Here is a 20599-nt window from a genome sequence, read left to right on the forward strand (position 1 = left end):
CGGTGCGCTTTTGGCTCGTTCTTGTCGCATTGCTCGGTGCAGCCACAGCGGCGCACGCTGAGCGCGAGCCGGTCCTGAAGCAGGTCGACCTACCGCACACATATTATTGGCGCGAGCTTTACATCCCGCAGCTCACTAGTGGACCATCGAGCCTGAGCTTCACGCCGGACGGCGAGGCGCTGGTCTACAGCATGGAAGGATCGCTTTGGCGGCAGACGATCGGCTTGGGCGAGGCGGTCGAGCTGACTCACCCGCAGGGTGCGTACGATTACCAGCCCGATGTTTCGCCTGACGGGCGGAGCGTCCTTTTCAGCCGGTACGACGGATACGGGATCGAGCTTTGGCGCTTGGATCTGGAAAGTGGCCGGGAGCAACAGCTTACGACCGGCAAGGCCGTCAACGTCGAGCCGCGTTTGTCACCTGACGGCAAGCGCATCGCGTGGATCTCGACGCAAGGCACCGGGCACTTTAACCTGTTTGTTGCCGACGTCGCGACGGAAGGCTTGCGCAACGCCCGCCGCCTGCTCGGCGAGCGCCAGAGCAAGATCGGCCGCTACTATTATTCGAAATTCGATCACGTGCTGAACCCGTCGTGGACTCCCGACGGGAAGCGCATCCTTTACGTGACGAACAACGAGGTCGCCTGGGGCACGGGAGACCTCTGGTCGGTTGCCGTCGATGACCCGAGCGATCGCCGGAAAGTTCTAAGCGAGGAGACGAGCTGGAGCGCGCGCCCGGAGACGTCGCCGGACGGGAAGCAGGTCCTGTTCGCGAGCTATCATGGGCGGCAATGGCGCCAGCTCTGCCTAACGACGCCGGAAGGCGCCGCGCCACTTCCGCTGACGTTCGGTGAGTTCGATCGTTCCGGGGCGCGATGGTCGCCGGATGGCGAGCGCGTGGCCTTCATCAGCAACGAGGGCGGCAATACGAGCCTCGCCGTTCGTGACTTCATCGGCGGTGCGACGACACAGATCGTCGTCAAGACCCGGCGGTACAAGGGCACTCGCGCAAGGCTGACGATCGACATTCGCGACGAGCGCGGCCGCAGCGTGCCGGCAAGAGTTTCAGTTCTCGGCAGCGATGGGAGGGCGACGGCGCCTGCGTCCGCGTGGATGCATGCGGACGATGGATACGACCGGACGCTCCAATTTGCCGAGACTCACTACTTCCACTGCCCGTCTACGTGTACAGTCGAAGCGCCCGCCGGCGACGCGAAAATCTGGGTGCAGCGAGGCTTTCGCCACTTGCCCTGGCGGCAGACCGTGAAGCTGGCCCCGAGCACGGAAAAAACCGTGCCCGTCAGCCTGCAGCTCAACGATCTGCCGGCTTCGTTCGGGACCTGGCGGAGCGCCGACCTGCACGTCCACATGAACTACGGCGGGACGTACCGGAACACGCCGGAGAACCTGGCGAAGCAGGCGCAGGCCGAGGACCTCAACGTCGTCTACAATCTGATCGTCAATAAGGAGGAACGGGTTCCCGACATCGCTTACTTCCGCGGCGATCCCGACCCGGCGAGCGGGCCCGACACGCTGATCATGCACTCGCAGGAATTCCACACGAGCTATTGGGGGCACCTGGGGCTCCTGCACCTGTCCGATCATGTGATTACGCCGGACTTCTCGGCATACCAGCACACGCCGCTGGCGAGCCCTTATCCCTTTAATGGCGTGGTCGCCGACCTCGCGCATGCCCAAGGCGGGCTGGTGGGCTATGTACATCCATTCGACTGGATCATCGATCCAGCCAGGGAAACGACGCTTTCGAACGAGTTTCCGGCCGACGTCGTGAACGGAAAGGTCGACTATATCGAGGTCGTCGGCTTCTCCGATCACAAGTCGACCGCGGCCATCTGGTACCGGCTGCTGAACCTCGGCTTCCGCCTGCCCGCAGGAGCAGGGACGGATGCGATGGCGAACTATGCTTCGTTGCGCGGGCCCGTGGGGATGAACCGCGTCTTCCTCGACACCGGCGGAGACCTTAGCCCGGCCGCGGCCAAGAACGCGCTGAAGGCAGGGCGAACCTTCGCTAGCAATGGCCCGCTGCTCGGGTTGGAAGTGGAGGGCAGGCATCCGGGCGATACCATCGCGCGGAACGGCACAGGCAAGGTTCACTACCGCGTGGCACTGCGTTCACCCGTCGGCGTCGACCATCTTGAGCTTGTGCAGAACGGTCGCGTCGTGAAGTCCTTCAAGCTGAAGGGGAAACGGCAAAACCTCGACGCGAAAGGCGTTCTCCAGGTCGATAACGACGGCTGGCTGGTGCTCCGCGCATGGAATGACGGATCGGATCCGCAGGTCCTGGATCTCTATCCCTACGCTACGACGAGCCCGATCTATTTCGACCTTCCGGGAGAGCATCCCCGCAACTCCGCCGACGCTGGTTATTTCGTTGCATGGCTGGACCGCGTTATCGCCAATGCAAGCGGCCGCACCGACTTCAGGACCGCGCGCGAGCGCGACACGACGATTGAGTACCTGCGGAATGCGCGCGAGCAGTTCGCAAGCATGCGCTGAATGTCGTCGAGTAAATCGCGTTGTTGTTGCGAGACTCAAAACCGCTTGTCACCTTGCGCGCGTGAGCAAACGCAACTTCACGATCGACGATGTCGCCGAGGCCGCCGGAGTCGCTCGAGTCACCGTCTCGCGGGTGCTCAACAACGAGCAGAACGTGCGGCCAGAGACCCGAGAGAAGGTTCGCCGGGCCGTCGAAGCCCTAGGCTATTCGGTCAATCCGCAGGCCCGGGCTCTAGCGAGCGGCATAAACCGAACGATCCTGCTCATCCATTCTCACGATCCCGACCGCGAGCCGAACAGCTACTATCATTCCGGCCTTGAGCTTGGAGCGCTTCGCGCTTGCTCGGCGCTCGGCTACGACCTCATTACCAGGGCGGTCGATCCGGCCAACGCCAACAGGGCTCGCTTGCTTTCGTCTTTTATCGAACGCGAGCGTCCGGCGGGTATCGTGCTCCCTCCGCCCTTGTCCGACGACGTGCAGCTCCTGGAGGACGTGAAAAGCGCTGGCGTCCGAGTAGTCGCCGTTTCGGCGGGCGAGCATGCCCGAAGCGTGGTCGCCGGCGCCGGCATCGACGAATGCGCGGGTGGAAGGGCGATGGGAGAATATCTTCTGTCGCTGGGTCATCGGCGGATCGGCTTCGTGAAGGGGCCCCCGGACCATCTGGCCGCAGCGCTCCGTTACGACGGATTTGTCGACGCGCTCCGCCAGTCCGGCATCGAAGAAGAGCCGTGGTCCGCTTCGGGCGACTTTACCTTCAAATCGGGAGTCGAGGCGGCTGAGCGGCTCCTGCAGGAGACGGGACAGGTGACAGCTCTCGCCTGCGCCAACGACGACATGGCTGCTGGTGCCATGCTGGCCATCCATCGTGCTCATCTCGATATTCCTGGCGATATCTCAGTGATGGGTTTCGACGACACGCCGATGTCGGACATCATCTGGCCGCCGCTGACGACGATCCGGCAGCCGATCAAGGACATCGCCGAGCGCGTCGTTCACATCCTGGTTGACGCCGCTTTCGACGAAGTCGCGCCTTACGAAACGTTGCCTCACGAGCTCATCGTGCGGGAATCGACGGCGCCGCCAAAATCTCACCGTCACGTCGCTTGACTCCTTAAATCGTTTGACGCACGCAATGGAAGCGCTTCCATGAGGGGTGGGGGCGGAGCCCGTTCGCGTGCGAGCAGGCTGAACAGGGGAGAGACGGTTTGTTGAACGCGTCGTTGAGGGGCCGCCGCGCCTTATTGCTGGCTGGTACGTCGATTCTATTCGCAACGTCCGGCACAGCCTTCGCTCAGGATACGCAGCCGGCCGATACCGCTGCGCAGCAGGCCGCAGCCGCTCAGCAGGACGCCGATACTGCTCCGACGCCGGGTGATGCCGATGTAGCCGATCAACCGGGCGCCGGAGAGATCGTCGTCACCGGCATTCGCCGCGGCCTGCAGAGCTCGATCGACACGAAGCGGCGCGAGCAGGGTATCGTGGAGGCGGTGTCCGCCGAAGACATCGGCAAGCTTCCCGACATCTCGATCGCCGAATCCATCGCGCGCCTGCCGGGCCTTGCCGCGCAGCGCGTGAACGGACGTGCGCAGTCCATCTCCATTCGCGGCCTTGCGCCCGACTTCACGACGACGCTGCTCAACGGACGCCAGCAGGCGAGCTCCGGCGACAACCGCGCCGTCGAGTTCGACCAGTATCCGTCAGAGCTCCTCTCCAGCGTCGTCATCTACAAGACGCCGGACGCGAACATTGCGGGCTTCGGCCTCTCGGGCACCGCCGACCTGCGCACCGTGCGTCCGCTGACGTTCAAAAAGACCACGTTTGCAGTGAACGTCCGTGGAGAGCTGAACGGCGGTGGCAAGCTCAACGATGACGTAAAGGACTGGGGCGGTCGCGCCTCGGCGAGCTACATCAGCAAGATCACGCCTGAACTCGGCATTGCTCTAGGCGTGGCTTACCTGGATTCGCCCTCCAGCAACCGCCACACCAAAGCCTATAACTACGAGACGTTCTGTTGCGGACCGGAGCAGCAGATCTCTCCGGCGGGCGCGCAGGATGCGACATTCCTGACCGGTCAGGAGATCTTCGCGACTTCGCGCACCAACAAGCGCCTTGCCGGCATCGGCATCATCGAGTGGGAGCCGAGCGATAAGGTCCACACGATTGTCGACCTCTACTACTCGCGGTTCAAGCAGCGCGAGACCATGCGCGGCGCGCAGTGGTTCTCCAACGTCTGGCTCGGCGAGCAGACATTCACGAACGTAGTGACGGAAGACCGCGACGGCACGGAAGTCGCCGTCACCGGCACGGCGAACAACGTCACCCCGATCATCCGCAACGACTACAACAAGCGCGACGACTGGCTGTTTTCGGCGGGCCTGAACAACGAGTACAAGTTTACGGACGAGCTCTCGCTCATCAGCGACCTCAGCTACTCGCGCAACAAGCGCGTGGAGAGCGTGACCGAGACGTACGCGGGCTACGGCTGCTGCGCTACGGGCGCCACCGAGGATGCAAACCGCGCATTCGATTCGATCAGCTGGGATCTCACTGGCAACGGCTTCCTCCAGTACGATGAGGGCCTGAACTACGGCGATGCGAACCAGGTCTCGCTGGGCGACCGCGCGCCTTGGGGCGGCTGGGGCCACGACGGCCTCACGAAGTCGCCGCACGTGAAGGAAGAAATCTTCGCGATCGACGAGGGTGTTCGCTACCAACCGGTTGCAAGCGCTATCGAGGCGATCGACGTCGGCTTCAACTGGACGAGCCGTGACAAGCGCAAGCACGTCGACGAGTTCGACATGAACCTGAAAAACGGCCGCCTGCAGACGCTGGTCGATCCCGACTTCGTTCGCGACGCGACCTCCCTTGGGTTCGCCGGCTTCGGCAATGTCCTCGCTTACGATGTCCCGGACGTGATGGATCGTTACTACGACTTCACACCGACCGAGGATTCCGCGCACTTCGACAAGGCGTGGAAGATTAAGGAAGACGTCCTCACGTTGAAGGCGCGTGCTCAGTTCGCGTTCGGTGGCCTGCACGGGAACATCGGCCTGCAAGGCGTTCACCAGAAGCAGGAATCGACTGGTCAGCGAATCAACTTCATCGATCAGCCGCCGACGATTACCGAAGTCACCGAGGGCGACAGTTATTGGGATTGGCTGCCCAGCCTGAACGCCTATTACGACTTTGGCGGCGGGCATCGCTTGCGCTTTGCCGCGTCGAAGGTCCTTGCGCGTCCGCGTATGGACGAGATGCGCGCCAACCTGACGCCTGGCTTCAACGACCAGGTTTGCGGAGGCAGCCCCCCTTGCGCCCCGGGTCAGGAGGTTCACCCCTGGTCGGGAAGTGGCGGCAATCCGAACCTGCAGCCTTGGCGTGCCAAAGCACTCGACGTCAGCTACGAATGGTACATCGGGCCGGCGAGCTACATCGCGGTCGCCGCGTTCTACAAGAAGCTCGACAACTACATTTACACCCGTGTGCTGCCGTTCGACTTCAGCGCGTTCCCGCCGCCGTCGACGGCGTCGAACATCCCCGACGATGTGGTCGTTAGCCCGATCGGCACCATCACGATGCCGGACAATGGGCCGGGCGGGAAGCTGTGGGGCTTCGAGCTCAGCGGCGCGCTCGAGTTGAAGAGGTTGGCCAGCTTCCTCGACGGCTTCGGCGTTCTCGGAAGCTATTCGAAAACCAAGTCTAACCTGAATCCGACCGACAATTCGGGTGAGGATGTCCGGATCCCGGGCCTTTCCGGGACGGTCTACAACCTGACCGGATATTACGAGAAGTACGGCTTCCAGGCGCGCATCAGCTATCGCTACCGCTCTCCGTTCAAGGGTGAGGTGGTCCAGCTCTTCACGAACCGCGGCTTCACCCAGATCCTCGCGGACAAGCAGGTCGATGCCCAGGTTGGGTATGACTTTGCGGAAACGAGCGACCTGAAGGGCTTCGGCGTGTTGTTCCAGGTCTACAACCTGACGAACTCGCCGTACCGGACCCGCATCGGCCTCGATCAGGGCGGTCCGACCACGGCAAATGGCGGCACGTTCATCGAGACGTACGAGAAGTACGGCCGTCAGTACCTGCTCGGCTTCAACTACAAGTTCTAGGCGTACTCATGACTGTTGTGTCGAAGGTCCGAAAGCACGGGCCAAAGGTCCTGCTTTGCCTTTCGGCGACGCTTCTGGCGTCGTGCGAGACGGTTTCGGCACCATGGCCTTCACGCGTCGCATCCGCTTCCCCCGCGGATGCGGCGCTGGAGGCCAGAGTTCGCTCGATCGTCGCGGGAATGACGCTCGAGCAAAAGATCGGCCAGATGACCCAGCCGGACATCCGGTCGGTCACGCCCGACGACGTACGGCGGTTCTACATCGGGTCGATCCTGAACGGCGGCGGCGCATGGCCTGCGATGAACATGCATTCGAGCGTCGGCGATTGGCTTAAGCTGTCGGACGCTTTCTACCGCGCGTCGATGTCGACCGACATGCCGGTCCAGATTCCCGTCGTCTGGGGCACAGACGCCGTGCATGGGCACAATAACGTCTACGGCGCGACGCTCTTCCCGCACAACATCGGCCTTGGCGCCGCGCACGACCCGCAGCTGATGGAGCGGATCGGACGGGCGACCGCGGAGCAGGTGCGGGCGACGGGGATCACATGGGCCTTCGCGCCGACGCTTGCAGTAGTTCAGAACCCGCGCTGGGGCCGCACGTACGAAAGCTACAGTTCCGACCCAGAGCTAATCCGCGGTTATGGCGAGGCGATGGTGCGCGGTCTTCAGGGCCAGCTCGGTTCGTCCACGTCGGTCCTCGCGACGGCCAAGCACTGGCTTGGCGATGGCGGCACTTGGCACGGAGTCGATCGCGGCGAGACCCGGACCAGCGAAGCCAATCTCGCGCGCACGCACGGCGCCGGCTACTACGGCGCGCTGCGTGCGAACGTGCAGACGGTGATGGTGAGCTACTCCAGCTTCACGGACACCGCCTCCGGCCAGGCCTGGGGCAAGATGCATGGTAACGCCCACCTTGTCGGTGGCGTGCTCAAGCAGCAGCTGGGCTTCGACGGTCTCGTGGTCAGCGACTGGAACGGCGTCGAGGAAGTGCCGGGCTGCACCAAGTCGCACTGCCCGCAGGCGATCAATGCCGGCATCGACATGATCATGGTGCCGGACGACTGGAAGCAGTTCATCGCCACCACCGTTGACGACGTGCGGTCCGGCCGAATTCCGATGAGCCGGATCGACGATGCCGTGACCCGGATCATCCGTGTGAAGCTTCGTTCGGGGCTTTTCGATGCGTCCCCGGCTGCCGATCCGCATCCAGACGCGTCGGTCATGCATTCGCAAGCGGTGCGGGATCTGTCGCGCGAAGCCGTGCGCAAGTCGCTCGTGTTGCTGAAGAACGACAACGGTGTCCTGCCGCTGCGCCGCACGGGCAAGGTCCTCGTCGTCGGCCAAGCCGCGGACAGCCTTCCGATGCAGTCGGGCGGTTGGTCGCTGACCTGGCAGGGCGACAACACCAGGACCTCGGATTACCCGAACGCCGACACCTTGCTCGCCGCGATGCGCAAGAAGCTCGGTTCAGGGGATGTGGATTACAGCGCGGACGGCTCCAACGTCGATGTTCGACGCTACAACGCAGTCGTCTTCGTGGCTGCGGAAAAGCCGTATGCAGAGGGTGCCGGGGATATCAAATTCCCCGCTTCGATGCGCCACTCCGCTCGGTATCCGAACGATCTCGCGGCACTCGATCGCGTCAGCGGCAAGGGCGTCCCGGTCGTCACGGTACTGTATTCGGGACGCCCGGTTGCGGCGAACGACCTGATCAACCGGTCCGATGCGTTTGTGGCTGCCTGGCTTCCGGGAACGGAAGGACTCGGCATCACCGACCTTCTGCTCGCGGGACAGTCCGGTAATGCGGCGTACGACTTCACCGGCAAGCTTCCGTTCGACTGGCCCGCAGGCGACTGCATGCCGCAACACGGCGGTTTCCAGTTCGCCCGGGGTTACGGACTGTCGCTGTCGAGCTCGTCCAACCTGGGCAAGCTTCCCGAGGCCGCCGTCACGATGGTCTGCCCCGCAGAAAGCCGTTAGCACCAAGGACGCATGCGCAAGATTCTGATCGTTGGTGGCGGCTCAGCCGGATGGATGACCGCCGCGTTGATGGGGAAGCTCTTCCAGGGCCTCTACGATGTCGAGCTGGTCGAGAGCGAAGCCATCGGAACGGTGGGCGTCGGCGAAGCCACCATTCCGGCGATCAAGAAGTACAATGAACTGCTCGCGCTCGACGAAGCCGAGTTCATGCAGCGCACCCAGGCCACCTTCAAGCTGGGCATCGAGTTCGTCGACTGGTTGAAGCAGGGTCACACCTACATCCATGCCTTCGGCGTCATCGGGCAGGACTGGGAGTGGCTCCGCTGCCACCATTACTGGCTTCGCGCGAACGAACGGGGCAGGGCGCGCGACTTTTCCGCTTATTCGATCAACTGCGCCGCGGCGTTGAAGAATAAGTTCATGCGCGCACGTCCCGACATGGCGGACTCGCCGATCGGCCACATCGCCCACGCCTTTCACTTCGACGCCTCGCTCTACGCAAAATATCTGCGGAGCTTCGCCGAGCAGCACGGCGTCAAGCGCACCGAGGGGAAGATCCTCGACGTCGAGATGCACGACAACGGCGACATCGCTGCTGTCCGGCTTGAAGACGATCGCCGGATCGAGGCGGATTTCTTCATCGATTGTTCCGGCTTCCGCGCATTGCTGATCGAGCAGACGCTCAAGACCGGATACGAGGATTGGAGCCACTGGCTTCCCTGTGACCGCGCGATGGCGGTTCCTTGCACGCGTACCGACCCGCTGATCCCGCTCACGCGCTCGACGGCGCGGGAAAGCGGATGGCAATGGCGCATTGGCCTGCAGCACCGGACGGGCAACGGTCTGGTCTATTCGAGCCGCCATATCGACGACGACTCCGCCGAGAAGCTACTGCTGTCGAACCTGGACGGCGAACAACTCGCGGACCCGAACAAGCTGCGCTTCACTGCTGGTAAGCGGCGCAAGATGTGGAATCGCAACTGCGTCGCCATCGGTCTTGCCGCCGGGTTCCTCGAGCCGCTGGAATCGACGAGCCTTCACCTAGTCCAGTCGGCAGCTATCCGCCTCGTGCGGCTGTTCCCGGATCGCGCGACGGACCAGGCGACGATCGAGGAGTTCAACCGCCAGTCGGACTTCGAATGGGAGCGCATCCGCGACTTCATCGTACTGCACTATTGCGCGACCGAACGCGATGACTCGGACTTCTGGCGCTACTGCCGGACGATGGAGTTGCCCGACACGCTGCAGCGGAAGATCGACCTGTGGAAATCCAACGGGCGCGTCTTCCGCGAGGACGAGGAATTGTTCAGCGAGGAAAGCTGGATCCAAGTCTTCATCGGACAAGGCGTGATCCCGCGCTCCTGCGACCCGCTGGTTGCAATCAAGAGCGACGCGCAGATCGAACAATTCCTCGGCAACATCGCCGCGACCATCGACCGCTGCGTTGACGTCATGCCCTCACACTCGGATTTCGTGCAGAAGTTCTGCCCCGCGGAGCCGGTCTCTTGAGGCGCCTCGTTACGGCTGCGCTGGCGGCGCTGTCGCTCGCCGGCTGCACGAGCATCTCGCTCGGCCCTCCTCAGTCTGCTGATGTTTGGCTGACAACGGCGGACGAGACGCAAAAGCTGACACAGCAGCCGGCGGTTGAGCCGCAGGGTCCCGCAACCGGTGGCGAAAGCCTGATCGTCGATACGTCAGAGCGCTTCCAGAGGATGCACGGCTTCGGGGCAGCGATCACCGATGGTTCGGCGCAGCTGATCAGCGGCTTGCCCGAGGACCAGCGCAAGGCGCTGATGATGGAGCTTTTCGGGCGGGGACCCAATGGGCTGGGATTGTCCTTTACGCGGCTGACCGTCGGAGCATCCGACTTCTCGCCCGATCACTACAGCTACGACGACACGCCGGATAATTCACCCGATCCTGAGCTCCGGCATTTCTCGATCGATTACGCGCGCCGTTTCGTCCTGCCGCGCACGCGCGAGGCGCTGGCGATCAATCCCGATCTCAAGGTGATGATCAGCCCATGGAGCGCGCCCGCGTGGATGAAGACCAGCAAGAGCCTGATCAAGGGGCAGCTGGCACCCGAACATTATCCCGCCTTTGCCAATTACCTGGCGCGCGTCGTCGAGGAGTTTGGCCGCGAGGGCGTGCGCGTCTCGATGCTGACGATCCAGAATGAGCCGGACTTCGAGCCGGCCGACTATCCGGGCATGCGCGTGAACTCGCCGGATCGCGCGATCATCATTGGGCGCCATGTTGGGCCCGTCTTCCGCGCTCGCGGGCTCAAGACGCAGATTCTCGATTACGACCATAACTGGGACAATCCGGAGATGCCGTGGACCGTGCTGTCGGACCCGGTGGCACGGAAGTACGTCTCGGGAGTCGCATGGCATTGCTACGAAGGCGACGTTCCGGCGCAGTCCCAGGTGCATGACGCATTCCCCGACAAGGACGTCTGGTTCACCGAATGCTCCGGCGGGGAATGGCAGCCGAAATTTGGCGAGACGCTGGGTTGGATGACCAGCAAGCTGATCATCGGAGGCGCCAACAATTGGTCACGCGGCACGCTCCTTTGGAACCTGGCGCTCGATCCAGCGCATGGTCCGCACAAGGGCGGCTGCGGGGATTGCCGGGGCGTCGTGACGATCGATCCGGCGACGGGAGCAGTCACGCGCAACGTCGAATATTACGTGCTGGGTCACGCGAGCCGCTTCGTGCTTCCGGGCGCCTACAGGGTGGCCGCCGCCAGCAAGGACGACTCCGTCGAGGCAGCCGCCTTCCTCAACACGGACGGCAGCCGCGTCGTAATCCTCCACCGCAAGTCGGGCGATGGACCGACGACGCTGGTGCTCGACGGTCAGCGCTACACGGTCACGCTTCCAGGCGGCGCGGTCGCGACCCTGCGCTGGAGCGCGCCAAGCGGCGCAAAGTGACCGCGGCGACCGACGACAGGCAGCGCACCTTCCTCGCCTTCGCGGCGGTCACCACGCTCTTCTTTGCCTGGGGCTTCATCACGTCGAACAACGATCCGCTGATCGTTGCCCTGCGCGCCGCCTTCAGCTTGAACTACACCGAGGCTCTGCTCACGCAGATCGTCTTCTTCCTAGCCTACGGGATCCTGTCGCTGCCCGCCGCCTGGCTCACCAGCCGCATCGGCCCGGTCGACATGATCCTGGGGGCGTTGGCGGTGATGGCCGGCGGCTGCCTGCTCGTGGTTTTCAGCACGAACTTCGGAGCCTTCTGGCCGATCCTCGGAGCGCTATTCGTGCTCGCCTCCGGATTCACGGCCTTGCAGGTCGCGGCCAATCCGCTTGCAGCCGACCTTGGTCCTCAGAAGCGCACCCACTTCCGCCTAAACTTCGCGCAAGCCTTCAACTCGCTGGGCGTGGTCATCGGCGTTCATTTCGGGTCGCTGGTAATGCTCGGCGATCCGGCTTTGCAGTCGGGAGGGCATGGCGCGATGTCTGTCGCGAGCCGGGGTGAGGTCCTCCAAGCCGTCGACCGCGCCTTCATCATGATGGCGACCCTTCTCGGTGCCTTGCTTCTGCTATTCGCGCTGATCAGGCGGTTCCTGGCGGAGGTAGCGCCTCATCAACCGCCTCCGGTTCCCGCAGGCATGTTCGAGGCGCTGCGGTCGCGTTGGGCCATCTTCGGCGCAATCGCCATCGGGCTTTACGTCGGCGCCGAGGTGTCGGTTGGCAGCATCATGATCAACTTCCTCAACCAGCCGCACGTGCTTGGGCTGTCCTTCGAGGACGCCGGCGGCCATCTCGCCAATTTCTATTGGGGCGGCGCGCTGTGCGGGCGGATTATTGGCACGCTCTTGCTGACAAGGGTTCGCGCCTCGCGGCTCCTGACGGCCTGCGGCCTTGCCGCGGGGCTTCTCTGCGTCGTTGTTCTCGCAAGCGACGGGCCGCAGGCGGGCTATGCCGCCCTGTCGATCGGCCTCTTCAATTCGATCATGTTCCCCACGATCTTCACGATCACGCTCGAACGCTCCGGCGTCTCCCAAAGCGCCACGTCTGGCCTGCTGTGCCTGGCGATCTTCGGAGGCGCGCTCCTGCCGATCTGCGTCGGCACGCTCGCCGATCAGCTCGGTTTGGGGGCCGCCTTCGCGATTCCGCTGCTCGCGTATCTGTTCATCGCATTGTTCGCACTGTCATCTCGCAACGAGAGCTGGGGTGAGGCTGGCGTGGAGCCAGCCGTCGCCGGCTCGCCACTGCCTTAAGACTGGAGATTGCTCATGTCGCCGCTCATGCTCCTTCTCCTTGCCGGCCAATCGACCTTTACGGTCACCAACGCCTCCTATGACGGTCGGGTCGAGCGTCCCGCGGATGCTCGCCTCGTGTGGGCTGATGAATTCGAAGGGCATGCGCTGGATCAAGCGCGCTGGGTGTATGACACCGCCTTCAACAAGCAGGGCTGGTTCAACAAGGAGCGCCAATATTATTCAGCGGGACGGCCCGAGAACATTCGCGTCGCGAACGGCGTCCTGACGATCGAGGCGCGGCACGAGAAGCTCGATCCCGCGAAATTCCCCGACTGGGGAGGTCAGGATTACACGTCGGCGCGCATCTATTCGAAGGGACCGGGGTGGACCTACGGATTCTATGAAGTTCGTGCGAAGCTCCCCTGCGCCCGGGGCAGCTGGCCGGCGATCTGGATGCTCCCGGTCGACATGAAGACGTGGCCCGATGACGGCGAGATCGACATCATGGAGCAGGTCGGGGCGGAACCGAACCTGATCTACGCTTCGCTTCACACTGGCCTCTTCAATCACGTGAAGAAGACCCAGCGCAGCGCCCAGAAGCTGCTGCCGACGAGCTGCAGTGAGTTCCACCGCTACCAGCTCGACTGGAGGCCGGACTCGATCACCATCGGCGTCGACGATCGCGGTATCCTACGGGTGCGCAACGACCAGCCGGGAGGGAAGGGCGCCTGGCCCTTCGACACGCCGTTCAAGATGATCCTCAACCTCGCCATCGGCGGCGATTGGGCAGGGGCCAAGGGGATCGATGATGCCGCCATGCCTCAGCGCATGGAGGTCGATTATTTTCGTGTGTGGCAGGTGGCGCCGGGCGAGCGCGGGTAACAGGGAGATGTTCGTGGGAAAGACTATTGCGTTGCTTGCGACCGCCGCTGTCGCGCTTTCCATCTCAGCTCAGGCGATTGGCCAAAAAGCGGCGGCTGCTCAGCCGGCCGCGACCGATTCGGACCAACCCTGGCTCAATCCCAAGCTTTCACCTGAGGAACGGGCGAAGGCGGCCGTCGGCGCGATGACGCTAGACGAGAAGCTGAGACTGATCTTCGGCTATTCCGATCAGGCCGTGACCGACGTCGCGAAGGTTCCTGACGAGATCGTCTCGCCGGAGCTCAAGGCCGCGATTCAGACCCGTGCGGTCAAGGGCTCGGCGGGCTTCGTCCCGGGTGTCGCGCGCCTCGGCATTCCGGACCAGACGCAGACCGACGCCTCCATCGGCGTTCGCAACAGCCTCATCCCGAGCACGGCCTTGCCATCATCGCTCGCGACGGCGGCCAGCTTCGATCCTGAGGTCGTTCGTGCCGGCGGCGTCATGATCGGCGCAGAGACGCGGGCGACAGGGCACAACACGATGCTGTCCGGGGGCGTGAACCTGGCGCGAGAGCCCAGGAACGGCCGCAATTTCGAATATGTCGGGGAAGATCCGCTGCTCGCCGGAATGATGGCCGGCGCACTCATAGACGGTATCCAGTCCAACGACATCGTCTCTACGATCAAGCACTATGCCGTGAACGACGCCGAGACCCTTCGTACGAGCGTGGACGTGACCATTTCGGCCGAGGCCATGCGGCAATCCGACCTTCTGGCATTCGAGCTCGCCATGGAGCGCGGCAAGCCCGGATCGGTGATGTGCTCCTACAACCTCATCAACGGCCGCTGGGGCTGTGAGAACGACTACCTGCTCAACAAGGTTTTGAAGCGCGATTGGAGCTTCAAGGGCTTCGTCATGAGTGATTGGGGCGCGGTCCACTCAACCCTGTCGGCGAACGACGGCCTCGACCAGTTCACCGGCTTCTGCTGCGTCGGCGACAAGCCATGGTTCGCGCCGCCCGCGATCAAGGCCGCATTGCAGTCGGGCGAGCTCTCGCAACGACGCTTGGACGACATGGTCGAGCGCATCCTGTGGGCGCTCTATGCGAAGGGCGCCGTGGACAATCCGGTGAAGGCTGCGCCGATCGACTATGCGGCCCATGCGAAGGTCTCGCAGGCCGCGGCGGAAGCCTCGATGGTCCTCCTCAAGAACGAAGGCGGCTTGCTGCCCCTGCGTGGTGTAAAAACGATCGCCGTTATTGGCGGAAACGCGGACCGCGGCGTCATCGCCGGTGGCGGTTCGTCGGACGTGACGCCGGTGGGCGGCGCGATCCTGATCGACAAGCATACCTACATGCCGTCGGCGCCCCTGGCGGAGCTCAAGCGCGAACTGCCGAGAGCGAAGATCAGCTTCGATGGCGGGACCGACCCGGCAGCCGCCGCCGCAGCCGCAGCAGCCGCCGACGTCGCTATCGTCTTCGTGACGCAGCACAATACCGAGGGTTGGGACGGCGACCTGGAGCTCCAAAACAATCAGGACGCCCTGATCGCTGCGGTTGCGCAAGCCAACCCAAAGACGATCGTCGTGCTGGAAACAGGCGGAGCGGTGCTCATGCCATGGGCCTCCCAGGTGCCCACCATCCTCGAAGCATTCTATCCTGGCATCCGGGGTGGCGCTGCAATTGCTCGGACATTGACTGGCAAGGTGAACCCGTCGGGCCATCTGCCGATCAGCTTCCCGGCATCGCTCGACCAGCTCGCGCATCCGCAATTGCCCGGCCGCGGATCGCCCGATGGGACGCCAGCCCACATCACCTACGATGAGGGCGCCGCCATCGGATACAAATGGTACGACGTGAAGGGCTACAAACCGCTGTGGGCGTTCGGCCACGGGCTCAGCTACACGAGCTTCGGCCTGTCGGACCTGACCGCTCAGCCGGACGGAAAGGGCATCAAGCTCAGCTTCTCCATCCGCAACACCGGCAAGCGCGCCGGTAGCGGCGTGGCGCAGGTCTATGTTTCGCCCCAAGACTGGAAGAAGGTCGGCTGGGAAGCGCCAAGGAGACTCGTCGCTTTCGCCAAGGCAAGTCTCAAGCCTGGCCAGAGCAAGCGATTCGAGCTGACGGTGGATCCTCGCTTGTTGGCGACATACGAAGCGGCGGAGAACAATTGGCACATCCGCGCAGGGACCTACGAGCTAAGGCTCGGGCAGTCCTCCGACGGCGAAATGCAGACCGTGCCAGTCACGCTGCCCGACAGCGTCTGGAGCGCCGCTACCGGCGCTGCGAGCTGAGAGGAGAAAATGGTGGACGCACTAGGGCTCGAACCTAGGACCCGCTGATTAAGAGTCAGCTGCTCTACCAACTGAGCTATGCGTCCACTGCCATTCGGCGGATGCTCCGGCGGCAATTGCGCCTTGAGCGGCGTGGCCGGTAGCATGGCGAAACTTGCTGCGCAACCGGGGGATTGCAACTCCGGCTAAAGAAGTCGCGAGGTCGTCCGCTGCTGTCGCTCCAGCGCCATCAGGATACCCAGGCACAGCATTACGGTCATCACCGCCGACCCGCCGAAGCTGACGAGCGGAAGCGGCACGCCGACGACGGGAGCGAGGCCCATCACCATCATCAGGTTGATGGCTACGTAGAAGAAGATCGTCGCCGATAATCCCGCGGCCGTGAGCTGAGCGAAGCGGCTGCGCGCATTGTTAGCGACCCGCATTCCCCAGCGGATAACGAAGGCGAAGGCGAAAATGAGGAGTGCTCCGCCGAGGAGGCCCCATTCCTCGACCATTGTCGCGAAGACGAAGTCGGTGTGGCCTTCGGGAAGATAGTCGAGGTGGCTCTGGCTGCCGTTGAGGTAGCCTTTCCCGAAGATACCGCCGGATCCGATGGCGATCTTCGACTGGGTGATGTGATAACCGGCGCCGAGCGGATCGCTTTCGGGGTCGAGAAAGATGTCGATCCGCTTGCGCTGATAACCGTGGAGCAGCTGGTAAACGAGCGGAATGGCGACCGCGAGCGCTCCGCCGGGGATCAGGAACACCCGCAGCGGCACACCGGCGATGAACATGACCGTGACGCCGATGAAGGTGATCATCAGCGCCGTTCCAAGGTCGGGCTGAAGAATGATCAGCCCTGCCGGGAGGCCGATCAGGGCCGCTGCGGGCCAGATCGCACGCCAGCTTCGAATGTCGCCCGCTGGAAGGAGTTCGTAGAAGCGCGCGAGGACCAGCACGATGCCCGGCTTCATGAATTCGCTCGGTTGGAGCCGAATGAAGCCCAGGTCGAGCCAACGCTGCGCGCCCTTGCCGACGAAGCCCAAGGCCTCGACGAAGACCAGCATGACGATCACCGCCGCGTACAGGGGGAAGGCCACGCTTTTGATGGTGGATTCTTTGGTCCACGACATGGCGACCGCGATCGCCAGGAAGACCATGAAGGTGATCGCCTGCTTCAGCGCCCACGGCTGGATCGCTCCGCCGGCGGCCGAATAGAGGGTCATGATCCCGATCGTCGCAATGCCGCCGATCAGGAAGATCAGGCGCCACGGCAGCTTCGCAAGAGGTTGCGGGATGATCGCCGAGGTAATCATGTGCTCGATACCGGAAGCGGCGGCAGGCCATTCGCCGAGCGCCAGGCCGCGGCTTTCCGCGCGACCCGTGCTTCCAGCGATCCGCCAATCGACTCCTCGAACGCGGCCAGGTTCGCGAGCGCCTTCTGCTTGTCGAAGAGGTAGAGCATCGTGTCGCGGATTAGCGGAGCGGCGACCTGAGCACCGAAGCCGCCGTGCTCGATGATTGTGGCGGCCGCGTAGCGGGGGTTTTCCACTGGAGCGAAGGCCATGAAGAGCGAGTGATCGCGCATTCGCCAGGCCAGGCTTTCATTCGAGCGGACGCCGCCGCTGTTGCGCTCTGCCATTGTGATCCGGCGAACCTGCGCGGTCCCAGTCTTGCCCGCCATCTGCACGGTATCGAGCGGGAGCTTGGCCGCCGCCGCCGTTCCGCGCTGAACGACGCCCCCCATCGCGCGACGCACGAATTCAAGATGCTCCGCGGGGGCGTCGATCGGAGCGAAATTCGGCGTGCCTCTTTCCCGCAACAGGCGCGGCACGACGTGGCGGCCGCTGGCTACCCGGGCGGCCGCCACCGCGAGCTGGAGCGGATTGATGAGCACGTTGCCCTGGCCGATCGACATGTTGATGGTGTCGTATGTCTGCCAGTCGCGGTGGTACTTCCGCCGCATCCAGTCCGGATCGGGGACGGTACCGTAGCGCTGGAAGTCGAACGGCATGTCGAACTTCTGGCCGAAGCCCATCTCCTTGATGAGGGGGGCGAAGGCCTCGACGCCCACGCGGCGGCAGGTGTCGTAGAAATAGATGTCGCAACTCCGAATCACGGCATCCTCAAGGTTCACAGGGCCATGCCGCGCGTCGCAGTGGAAGACGTGATTGCCGAGAGGGTAGGCGCGGTTGCAGACTACCTTGCGGCTCGGATCGACGCCGGCTTTCAGAAGCGCGAGCGCCATCAACGGCTTGATGGTCGATCCTGAGGGGTAGAGACCCTCCAAAACCTTGTCGACGAGGGGGAGGTGGTCGTCTTGCGATAGCATTTTCCATTCGTTGCTGCTGATTCCGTCCGAGAAGGCGTTGGGATCGAAAGACGGCATGGACGGCATGGCGAGGATGTCGCCGGTGTGTACGTCGAGTACGACCACCGAGCCCGAATGGTCGCCGATGCGCCGGGCGGCGAACGTGTGTAGATCGGAATCGATGGTCAGCTGGACAGAATGGCCGCTTCGGTCAGGCTTGGGATCCAGTTCCTTGACCAGCTTGCCGCGCGCGGTGACCTCGACGCGCTGCCCTCCCGGCTCTCCGCGGAGTCGCATTTCCAGCGTCTTTTCAAGACCCTCTTTGCCGATCTTCACGCCGGGGATCAGCAGCAGCGGGTTCTTGTCTTCCTTCTCATATTCCTTGGCGTTGGCCGTGCCGACATAGCCAATAAGTTGGCCGACAGCCGAGGCCGCCGGATAGTAGCGCGTAAAGCCGCGAGAGGCCGAGACACCGGCAAGGTCCGGGAGTCGAACCGTAATCGCCGCATATTGCTCGTAAGGAATGTTCTCCGCGACTGAGACCGGCTGGAAGCCGCGAGACTCCTTCAGCTCGCGGGTGATCCGCTCCACCTCGTCGGGCGGGAGCTTCATGATGCTCGTCAACTGCGCAACGACGCCTGAAGCATCTGTCAACTGCTGCGGAATAATGTCGACGCGGAAGCTCGACCGGTTGATCGCGATGGGCTTGCCGTTGCGGTCGAGGATCCAGCCCCTCCGCGGAGGAACGGGGATCAGCTGAACGCGATTGCTCTCGCTCATCAGCTGATATTTCTGGTTTTGGGCAACCGACAGCCACGAAAGGCGGCCGAGAAGCACCGCGCCGATCGCCGCCTGCGCGCCCGCGGTGATCGCCATCCGCCGTGAGAAGGTGATCGTCTGGTGAACGGAGTTGAAGCGCCGCTCCATCTTCATCGGCCAAGCCTCCAGCGGTCGAGGCGGGACACGATGAAGGCCGCAATCGGAAAGGCGAGGATGGAGAGCAGCAGCGGAGGCATGACCGTGATGAAGGGCAGGGGGGCACCCTGGATTTGGGCGACGCGCCACTCGGCGGCTTCGTTCCCGAGCAGAAGCAAGCTGGCGATGGCCCATTCGAGCCAGTAGCCGCGCCACATGGTGCGCCGGTCCGCAATATCGAGTGCGAGCATCGCCGCCGTCCAGACTGCAATGGACAACCCTACCGGATTTCCCGTCATCAAGTCATTGAAAAGTCCTAGGGGCGCTGCCCACCAGGCTGGCCACACGTCGGCGCGAAGCAAGCGCCAGGCGACCAGCATTACGAAACCGAAGTCGGGGAACCAGCCGATCGTCGACACGATCGGGAGAGCCGCCAGCAGCGATGCCGCCATGACGGACACGGCAGGAATGTATTCGGCCGCCGTGACTGGCCCTTTGCCGATGTTTCGCTGCGTAAGGGCGGCGCGGACCATTACGGCGCCTCAGCCGAGGCGCTGACCTCTTCCGCGACCGCCGCGGGCTCATAGGGCCGCTCGACGATGGCGAAGCTTGTGGAGCTGGGGTCGGCGAGAGGAAGCGCAATGGCTCCGTCGTCGTCCAGGCGAACAACGCGAGCGATGGGGACGAGGGGCGGATACAGGCCGCCCGTGCCAGACGTGATGACGATGTCGCCGCGGCGGAACGGGTTCCGACCGACCTCCAGCGGGCGAAGGTCCACCGTGCCGTCGCCGCGTCCCTGGCTGATGATCGGCTGGCCGGTGCGGAGAATTCGGGCGGGAATGATGCTTGCGCGATCCGAAACGAGGAGCACTCGCGAAGCCAGCGCTCCCGAATCGACGACGCGGCCGATCAGGCCCTTGGGCGAGCGGACGGGCATTCCGACCCGAACGCCATCCGAGCCGCCAGCCGAGAAGATGGCGTAGCGCCTCGGGCTGCTGAAGGAGGAGCCCACGATGCGCCCGGTCGCGATGGGATCACGGGTACGTTCGCGGAGCTGGAGGGCCGCCTTCAGCTCGCGGTTCTCCTGCGAAATGGCCTTCGCCTCGATGATCCGCTGGATCATCAGCTCGCGTTCGCGCTTCAGCTTCGCGTTCTGGGTGGCGGCGTCCCAATAATTGCCGGCACCTCCAAAGACGCCCGCGACGGTCGCGGTGACTTCCCTCAGGCCTCCGGTGATCGGCGACGTGGCGTCCAGCGCCGCGCCTCGAACAGAGGCGTAGGTCTTTGGCGCGACAAGAGACACGGCAAGCAGGGCGAGCCCGATCACCAGGCCAGCGATGGCGGCGATGAAGCTGAAGAACAGGCCGTACTGTGCTCGCCGGGACCAGCCTGGGCGAGGGCCCCCCGGCGCCGCCATTC

At 63.7% G+C, this 20599-nt stretch carries 13 protein-coding genes and 1 tRNA gene; 9 read left to right on the forward strand and 5 right to left on the reverse strand.

Going from position 1 to position 20599, the window contains the following annotated elements:
* The first annotated feature begins 2 nt into the window (after positions 1-2).
* The 9 genes from LZ016_RS15635 to LZ016_RS04030 all read left to right on the forward strand — a co-directional run bounded on the left by LZ016_RS15635 (position 3) and on the right by LZ016_RS04030 (position 15972).
* Positions 3-2516 carry a CehA/McbA family metallohydrolase gene (locus LZ016_RS15635; RefSeq protein ID WP_241446004.1) on the forward strand — a complete coding sequence of 838 codons (2514 nt, stop codon included), beginning with the start codon at positions 3-5 and terminating at the stop codon, positions 2514-2516.
* Positions 2517-2577: 61 nt separating this feature from the next.
* Positions 2578-3624: a LacI family DNA-binding transcriptional regulator gene (locus LZ016_RS03995; protein WP_241446005.1), complete on the forward strand. Its 1047-nt coding sequence runs from the start codon at positions 2578-2580 to the stop codon at positions 3622-3624.
* A 98-nt stretch (positions 3625-3722) separates the two neighbouring features.
* Entirely contained in the window at positions 3723-6626 is a 2904-nt protein-coding gene (locus LZ016_RS04000) for a TonB-dependent receptor (RefSeq protein WP_241446007.1), read from the forward strand.
* 8 nt (positions 6627-6634) lie between these two features.
* The gene (locus LZ016_RS04005) at positions 6635-8608 is read left to right on the forward strand and encodes a glycoside hydrolase family 3 protein (protein ID WP_241446009.1); all 1974 of its coding nucleotides are present in this window, start codon (positions 6635-6637) and stop codon (positions 8606-8608) included.
* 12 nt (positions 8609-8620) lie between these two features.
* Complete coding sequence (locus LZ016_RS04010; protein WP_241446010.1) at positions 8621-10117, forward strand: tryptophan halogenase family protein; 1497 nt, start codon at positions 8621-8623, stop codon at positions 10115-10117.
* Positions 10114-11541: a glycoside hydrolase family 30 protein gene (locus tag LZ016_RS04015; protein WP_241446011.1), complete on the forward strand. Its 1428-nt coding sequence runs from the start codon at positions 10114-10116 to the stop codon at positions 11539-11541. The genes LZ016_RS04010 and LZ016_RS04015 overlap by 4 nt, the downstream gene beginning before the upstream one ends.
* Positions 11538-12836 carry a sugar MFS transporter gene (locus LZ016_RS04020; protein WP_241446012.1) on the forward strand — a complete coding sequence of 433 codons (1299 nt, stop codon included), beginning with the start codon at positions 11538-11540 and terminating at the stop codon, positions 12834-12836. The genes LZ016_RS04015 and LZ016_RS04020 overlap by 4 nt, the downstream gene beginning before the upstream one ends.
* Positions 12837-12851: 15 nt before the next feature.
* Positions 12852-13700 (forward strand): glycoside hydrolase family 16 protein, encoded by an 849-nt coding sequence (locus LZ016_RS04025; protein WP_241446013.1) that lies wholly within the window; start codon positions 12852-12854, stop codon positions 13698-13700.
* 13 nt (positions 13701-13713) lie between these two features.
* Entirely contained in the window at positions 13714-15972 is a 2259-nt protein-coding gene (locus LZ016_RS04030; RefSeq protein WP_241446014.1) for a beta-glucosidase family protein, read from the forward strand.
* 10 nt (positions 15973-15982) lie between these two features.
* On the opposite strand, the gene LZ016_RS04035 is transcribed toward LZ016_RS04030, so the two are convergent.
* From LZ016_RS04035 to LZ016_RS04055, 5 genes are all read right to left on the reverse strand, one after another.
* Positions 15983-16058 (reverse strand) — tRNA-Lys (locus LZ016_RS04035).
* 99 nt (positions 16059-16157) lie between these two features.
* On the reverse strand, positions 16158-17270 hold the full coding sequence (gene rodA, locus LZ016_RS04040; RefSeq protein WP_241446015.1) for a rod shape-determining protein RodA: 1113 nt from the start codon (positions 17268-17270) through the stop codon (positions 16158-16160).
* Positions 17267-19198 (reverse strand): penicillin-binding protein 2, encoded by a 1932-nt coding sequence (mrdA, locus tag LZ016_RS04045; RefSeq protein ID WP_241446016.1) that lies wholly within the window; start codon positions 19196-19198, stop codon positions 17267-17269. Before mrdA ends, rodA begins: the two co-directional genes overlap by 4 nt.
* The gene (locus LZ016_RS04050) at positions 19195-19713 is read right to left on the reverse strand and encodes a rod shape-determining protein MreD (protein WP_241446017.1); all 519 of its coding nucleotides are present in this window, start codon (positions 19711-19713) and stop codon (positions 19195-19197) included. Before LZ016_RS04050 ends, mrdA begins: the two co-directional genes overlap by 4 nt.
* Positions 19713-20597 (reverse strand): rod shape-determining protein MreC, encoded by an 885-nt coding sequence (locus LZ016_RS04055; RefSeq protein WP_241446018.1) that lies wholly within the window; start codon positions 20595-20597, stop codon positions 19713-19715. Before LZ016_RS04055 ends, LZ016_RS04050 begins: the two co-directional genes overlap by 1 nt.
* Positions 20598-20599 lie beyond the last annotated feature (2 nt).

The sequence above is a fragment of the Sphingomonas telluris genome, assembly GCF_022568775.1.
GTDB classification, from domain to species: Bacteria; Pseudomonadota; Alphaproteobacteria; order Sphingomonadales; family Sphingomonadaceae; genus Sphingomicrobium; species Sphingomicrobium telluris.